This window comes from Acinetobacter sp. G11, assembly GCF_049808495.1.
Lineage (GTDB): Bacteria > Pseudomonadota > Gammaproteobacteria > Pseudomonadales > Moraxellaceae > Acinetobacter > Acinetobacter kookii.
In genome coordinates, this window is sequence record NZ_JBNCAT010000059.1 from 1 (window position 1) to 6,871 (window position 6,871).

Consider the following 6,871-nt stretch of genomic DNA (forward strand, 5'->3'; position numbering starts at 1 on the left):
TTGATTATAGGATGACCAATTAGTTGTACGATAGATTTTAGGTGCAGGCTTCTTCATTCTGAAATTATATTGCTGAAGAAGCCTTCTAAGCTATGTTTGTGCAACAAAGCCATTCTTTGTTATCAAACGCGCTTGGGGAAGCGAACGAAGAATTAGAGAGTCGCCTTATTTTTTATCCAGGTATTCCAGCCAACATTGCATCCTACTTTCAATCCTAATGACTCCTCTTTTAGTCCATGATGAATGTTGATATTTTTTAAGCTGAGCTTTTAACGTACCGCCTGCATAAAAAAAGCCTAGAGAAGGTCACTCTAGGCTTGGAAAACTTTAAGATTGGGGACAGGCACGAAGTAAAAATTCAGCTTCCTAAATGTCTGTTCTATTAATAAAATATTCACTCTAGCATTTCAAGACAAAATTAATTTTATTTCTACATTTTTTATGAAAATAATCACAAAATGGTGATTTTTTGTCTGAATGGTATAAATAAGCCGCAATTTAACCTGATATTTTATCTTTAGAACGGTCTTGCAAACTTAAATTACCGCGCAGTGCATCGGCAAACATACGCCAATCTGAAATAAAACTATACAGCGGTTGTTTAAAACTTGCCGGTTTATTTTTTTCAAAGACAAAATGCCCCACCCATGCACAGGCATAGCCTGCAACCAAACCATATAACACATATTTGGCCTTTTTATGGCGTATCGCTTTAGTCACACAATATAAGCCGATACTGCTGCCCACCACATGCAAACGGCGACTCATGACATTACGGTGTTCAGTCAAATAAAACCGATAGAATTCATGATAGTTTTGAATCGGCAGCTGAAATTCCGGTTCAGGATGATGTTCAAATTTGAGCTGGATTGTTGTATTCATGGTCATAGCCCTGCATATTTTGATTTAAGTTAGCGCATATTTTGTTCAAATTGAAGTGTCAGCTCTCATCATTTGTTTGATCATTTGCAAAGCAACCAGGCAAGAATCCGTTCGTCAAGTCTTACATCAAAAATCATTTTCGTTACAATCAGGAGCCTAGAATGAACAATACAATTTCCGGCGCTATAAAAGAACAGATTTCATAACGCATTTGTAAGCTATCGATGATGACGAGTTGTATTGCTGACATCGCATCACAAAATTTGGATGAAAGATCATGGTTGAAGTTGAATTAAAATTTCAGATTCCTGAAGCAAGACGCAATGCCCTACTGAAAGCATTGGATCCTAAAAAATCTGAAATTATTCAACTAAAAGCCAAATATTATGACACCTCGGAACGGTTACTTTCACAGCATGGTGTTGCCTTAAGACAACGTCTCGAAGGCACGCGCTGGATTCAGACCCTGAAAGCTGCCGGTAAAAGCCATTTGCACCGTTTTGAGCATAACCATGACTTAGGCGAACTGGAACAGGCACCGCAGCTGGATTTATCCATTTACGCGCAGGATGCCGAAGCGCAGCACATCCTGAAAAATGCTTTGGGCGAGGCACAGGATCAGCTTAAATTGCAGTTTGAAACCGATATACAGCGGACCTTTCGCGTCATTCATTTTGAAGAAACCGAAATAGAGGTCAGCCTAGATGTCGGTGCAGTGCGTACCGAAACAGCGCAGAGTGAAGTGCATGAAGTTGAGTTTGAACTGAAGTCAGGCTCGGTCCAGTCACTTCTCGCCTTTAGCTTTGAATGGGTAAAGAAATATCATCTTTGGCTGGATGTGCGGAGCAAGGCCGAAATTGGCAATCTTTTAGCCATCCAGCAACCCGTCAGTCCGGCAAAATTGGCCAAGGAATTTAACTTAAGCAAAAAAGACCCCGCCAATAAAAACTTGCGTCTGCTGATTGCCCAGCAGTTACAGCATCTACTGCCAAATATCGCGGCTATTGCTGCGAGCGTTGCCGAGAAAACACATATTCAGCAAGCACAAATTGCCCTGGATCATTTGCATTTGACCCTGTCCTTATTTAAAGACTGGAATGAGGCTGTTTCAGACAAATGGGCGACGCAACTGGGCGCATTTAAGCACCAGTTTGATCATTTACAGCATTTGCAGCACATGCAGTCGACTTTAGGCGCATTTTTACAGAATCCAAATACCGCATCGAATTTAGCCAAAGATATTTTGTACGCCAAAGAAAAGTTGGCCAATCTGGTTCGTTCAACGCAAAACGTCCATCATTATCTGGAATTATTGATGTTTGGCTTAGAGCAGGAGGATAAGCCGCAAGCGCATGATTTAAAGTGGTTCGCACAAAACACCCTGCAAAATCAATATAAACAGCTGCAAGAGCATCTTGCGAATGCCGATATTGCCAATTTTGAAAGTCTGGATCAGTTAGCCACTAAAATTCATGAACTGAAATTTAGCTTCCCGATTTTAACCTCGATTTATGATGTCAAAAACTTGCAGAAATACAGCAAAGCCTTGAATGATGCTCAACTTGCAGCCAGTGAATATCAGATTCTGGCCTCTTCTGCCGAGTATATTCAGCAAACTGAACTTGAAGCCAGTGACTGGTTTGTTTTGGGCTGGCTGACAGCGAAACAGGAAGTGTATGCACAAAAGCTGCTTGAAGCGACAGAACAATTCCTGGTGAGTCGTAAATTTATTAAGTAACAAATAAAGCAAGAAAATTAAACCAGTCAAATCAAAGCGTATGGCATGATCTTTTAATGTACCTTAATGAGTGGGGTGACATACGCTTGATCTACTTTCTGGCACAACCCTACTCTTGTTTCGATACTGGCTTATCATGATACTGGCTTACAATAATAGCCGTTTACAATAAAAGTCATGACCCTATCGGATGATGAAGCGTCAGGAGTTTTAACATGCTCGAAGTAGAATTAAAATTTCAGATTCCCGCATCAGATCAGGAAAAGCTCTATCAGCTATTCTTGAACAAGAATGCTCGTTTGATTTCTTTATATGCAAAATACTACGACACACCCGAACGGCATTTAGCTCAAAAAAACATTTCATTACGGCAACGTCTTGAAGACGGTCACTGGATCCAAACCTTAAAAGCGCCCAGCAATCATTCCTTGCAGCGCCTTGAACTGGAAACCGATCTAGGCAAGCTGGAAAATCCAGGTTTGGACCTTGAGATTTACCAGTCGCATGCAAAAGCAAAACAATTGCTGCAAAAGGCTTTGGGCAAACAGGCTAAAAACCTGACGGTGCAATATGAAACGGTCGTGCAGCGTCTGATGCACGTGGTTCATTTTAACCGTTCAGAAATTGAGGTAAGTCTGGATCGCGGCGAGATTCGCCATAACGATAAGAAATTGGCAATTTATGAAATTGAGTTTGAGCTTAAACAAGGTTCTGTTCAAGATCTGCTCAAGTTTATTCACCCCTGGGTACAACGATATCATTTATGGCTGGATGTGCGCAGTAAAGCGCAACGTGGAGATTTGCTGGCACAGGATTTAAAAATTCCTCCCGCTCAGTTTGCAAGTCCGCTCAAACTGAATCTACAGGACTCGACTGATCACGTATTGAAGCAGATCATCAATAATACCTTGCAACACCTATTGCCGAATGCATCTGCGATTGCTTCCGGACAGCATGATAGCGATCATGTTCACCAGACCCGGGTTGCCATTCGCCGTTTAAGAAGTGCCTTGCGTGTGTTTGGTGACTGGTCCAAAGATGTTCACCCAGACTGGCAGGAACAACTGACTCAGCTGTTTCGCCAACTGGGGTCAACCCGTGACCGCGATGCCTTGAGTGAAGGACTTTTACCTCAGCTCGAACAGGCCGGTGCCCCTTTTGTCCAGCTTCCTCGTACGCCTGAAGAATCCGGCATTCCGATTGATGAATCTTTACGTTCTTCAGACTTTGTAGAACTGATTCTGCATCTGCTGCGCTTTGTCGATCAGCCAAATAAAAAGCAGAAAAAAGCGGGATTAAAAAAAGATATCGCAAAAAAACTACAAAAATTGCATCAACAGATCTGCAAAGATGCCGATCAATTTTTACAGCTGGATATCGAGTCACGGCATCGTACCCGCAAACGGGTCAAACGCTTGCGTTATTGCGTAGAATTCGTTGCCTCGCTTTATCCTGCTCAAGATGTAAAGCGCTATCTCAAAGATTTAAAACCCGCCCAGGAAAGTTTGGGACAGTATAATGATTTGATGGTGGCTGAAGCGCTGTTTCAGGATATGGTGCAACGTAAACAAAAACTCTGGTTTGCCTTAGGCTGGATAGCCAACGAGAAAGAATCCGTGTTGCAACAGGCTCAGCAGCATTTAGAGGATTATTCTAAAACCGCTACTTTCTGGTAAGGGGCAAACGCAAAGCCAAGATTAGCGGTATTTGCCAAATATTTTCCAGGTTCCATTATCTGCCAATGGATCGCTATAACTGTCATTGCGCTGTTTGCGCGGCTTGTCACGGGCATCCACCAGTTCAAAATGCGGCTCTGTACTCAGCACAATGCCATTTACATAAAACCGCGTGCGTGTGTACTCACTTTGACCATGCTGGAACACATAAGTGCGCAAATCGATGAATTCACGATGAGCCACCAACGCTGCGGTATCATCACTTTCCAGCCAGGCACGCATGGCCTGAATCTGCTCAGGTTCAAATTTCCCGCACTTATCGAGCAGGCTGGCAATCCTCCGAAAGGTTTTGGACTCTTTGGCACGGGTTTTGTTAATCCGGATGCGGTCGACATGAAAATAAAATAAAGGCAGATTCAAATGGCTGGGCAAATGCACGGCATCCAGGGTTTCATCTTGCATAAAGGGCTGAAACAGGTCTTGTGCCCTTTCAATTAAGCCGGTCCATTGCCGGTAATATTCGTCCACTTCTTTTTTAGAGCCATAATAAATAGGCAAGCCCTCTACATTGGCCAGATTTGCTGGTGGCCAAATATTCTGACGCAGCAAGGCGATGTCACTTTTTAAACTTTGTACGGCAATGGCATCTTGCATTGGAGTATCCATTTCTATGCTTAGGCTATTTTTAGATTAAGCCAAAGGTTTAGTTTCTGCAAGGCTTTGCCTATAATAGGCCATTAGATCGTTTTTGCAGGAAAAGTTCATGGTTCAAAAGATTGAAGCAACAGATGTAACCGAAGAAGAAGCGTTAAATGCTGCTTTTTTTGAACGTGCTGATGAATTTATTAAACAAGCCAACGAATTTTGCCGTGTCGAAAAGGGTTCAGCCGTGAAACCTGCTGAAATGCGCGGACAAGTCAGCGCTGCCATGCTGTTTGCCACTGCCCGTTTTAATACCTGGGTCGCAGCCAACAATTTTAAAGATGGCAATGAAATGCGTGATGCCAAAGATCAGGTGATGTCTTACATCATGCAGCAGTTCCAGATGATGCTGGAAGACAACTATGATGAATATTGCGAACAGTTTGAAAATTATCTTCGCTTTCGTCGCAATGAAGAATTTCATGCCAACAAACATGACCATGATCATCAGCACTGATCAGAAGTTTAAAAAGCCCTACGGGGCTTTTTTTATGTGCTGAGTTTTTGGATGAAAGGTCATTTAAAGTCAGGGCTCTTTACAGTATGGTTAAATAACAGAGATTTGCTGAATTAAGGACAGAAATGCAAGCGCTGGATTTTGCAATTATTGATGCACATATTCACCAATGGGATCCTTATACCACACCCCATGCTGCCGCCTTGGCGGTCAAATTGCTGGGCAAACATCCTTACCTGCTCGACAAAGCGGTCCGCATGATGAATGCTGATGATCTGATTGAAACATTAGGCCTGACCCACCATGTGACAGCACCCTATTTGCCTGAACACTATGTCGAAGATATCGGGCACTATGAGGTAGAACAAGTGGTGCATGTCGAAGCCAGCTGGCATAAAAATAAAGGTAAAGGCGTGATTGGCGAAACCCGTTTTATTGAATCACTGCCCTTTAACGCAGAAACAGTCAAACTCGGTGGCATTGTTGCAACTGCCGATCCACACGACAGCAATTTCAAGAAAATTTTGCAACTGCATAAAAAAGCTTCGCCGCGCTTTAAGGGCATTCGTAAAATGGCGGCAGTACATGAAGATAAAGGAATTCGAGCCTGGGCAGATCAACCGCATTTATACCGCAATAAAAAATTTTTAAAGGGCTTTGAGGCCCTCGCGCAAAACAATTTAAGCTTTGATGCCTGGGTGTATTCCACACAGTTAAGTGATGTGATTGCATTAGCCCAGCAGTTTCCGGAAACTTCTATTGTGCTGGATCATTTTGGCACACCTGCCGGTCTTTTTGGCCATGTCGGTGCTCTGACCGGCTTAACCAAATTCGCGCGGGAAAACATTCTGGTACGCTGGCAGGAGGATATTGCCGAGCTGGCCAGCTGTCCGAATGTTTATACCAAGATGTCGGGCCTGTTTATGCCTGTGCTGGGTCATCAGTTCCATAAACAAAACCGTCTGGCCAGCAAACAAGAAGTGTATGATCTGGCCTTTCCAATGATCAGCCATGTATTGCAACACTTTGGCAGTTACCGCGTGATGTTTGCCTCCAACTTCCCGATGGATCGGGTCAGCACTTCACTGGTGAACATTATTGATGCCTTTAGTGATGCGGTTGTGGCCTATAATCCTCATGCATTGGAACAGGTATTCCATCATAACGCGAAGCAGTTTTATCGGCTTTAATTATCTCTCCCTGGCCCTCTCCTGAAAGGCATAGGTATCTACAAATCCCGAGCTTTGCGTTAAATTGAAGAGCATGCTCTTCAATTTAACATCTCTGGCTTAGATCTGCGTCTTGTTAAACGCTATAACAGCCTTGTAAAGCTCAATATGAATCCTCTTGCTTCACTTGCTCCCGCAATCAAAGACCTGGCTTCTGCCCAAAGGTCGAGTTTCGCAACCACACAGG

Annotated in this window: 6 protein-coding genes; 4 read left to right on the top strand and 2 right to left on the bottom strand. The window is 43.2% G+C overall.

Features of this window, described 5'->3' with window-relative positions; all coding sequences use genetic code 11:
* Positions 1-498: 498 nt before the first annotated feature.
* Positions 499-882: an Mpo1-like protein gene (locus tag ACPUEY_RS13805; protein WP_425122428.1), complete on the bottom strand. Its 384-nt coding sequence runs from the start codon at positions 880-882 to the stop codon at positions 499-501.
* A 277-nt stretch (positions 883-1,159) separates the two neighbouring features.
* On the opposite strand from ACPUEY_RS13805, the gene ACPUEY_RS13810 reads away from it, so the two are divergent.
* Both ACPUEY_RS13810 and ACPUEY_RS13815 read left to right on the top strand, forming a co-directional pair.
* A complete protein-coding gene (locus ACPUEY_RS13810; RefSeq protein ID WP_425122429.1) occupies positions 1,160-2,620 on the top strand; it encodes an inorganic triphosphatase in 1,461 nt (486 codons plus the stop codon).
* A gap of 215 nt (positions 2,621-2,835) precedes the next feature.
* Positions 2,836-4,296 (top strand): CHAD domain-containing protein, encoded by a 1,461-nt coding sequence (locus tag ACPUEY_RS13815; protein WP_425122430.1) that lies wholly within the window; start codon positions 2,836-2,838, stop codon positions 4,294-4,296.
* A 21-nt stretch (positions 4,297-4,317) separates the two neighbouring features.
* On the opposite strand, the gene ACPUEY_RS13820 is transcribed toward ACPUEY_RS13815, so the two are convergent.
* Complete coding sequence (locus tag ACPUEY_RS13820; RefSeq protein WP_425122432.1) at positions 4,318-4,950, bottom strand: hypothetical protein; 633 nt, start codon at positions 4,948-4,950, stop codon at positions 4,318-4,320.
* 109 nt (positions 4,951-5,059) lie between these two features.
* On the opposite strand from ACPUEY_RS13820, the gene ACPUEY_RS13825 reads away from it, so the two are divergent.
* Both ACPUEY_RS13825 and ACPUEY_RS13830 read left to right on the top strand, forming a co-directional pair.
* Entirely contained in the window at positions 5,060-5,455 is a 396-nt protein-coding gene (locus ACPUEY_RS13825; RefSeq protein WP_092818423.1) for a DUF3144 domain-containing protein, read from the top strand.
* A gap of 125 nt (positions 5,456-5,580) precedes the next feature.
* A complete protein-coding gene (locus ACPUEY_RS13830; protein WP_425122431.1) occupies positions 5,581-6,645 on the top strand; it encodes an amidohydrolase family protein in 1,065 nt (354 codons plus the stop codon).
* The last annotated feature ends 226 nt before the right edge of the window (positions 6,646-6,871 follow it).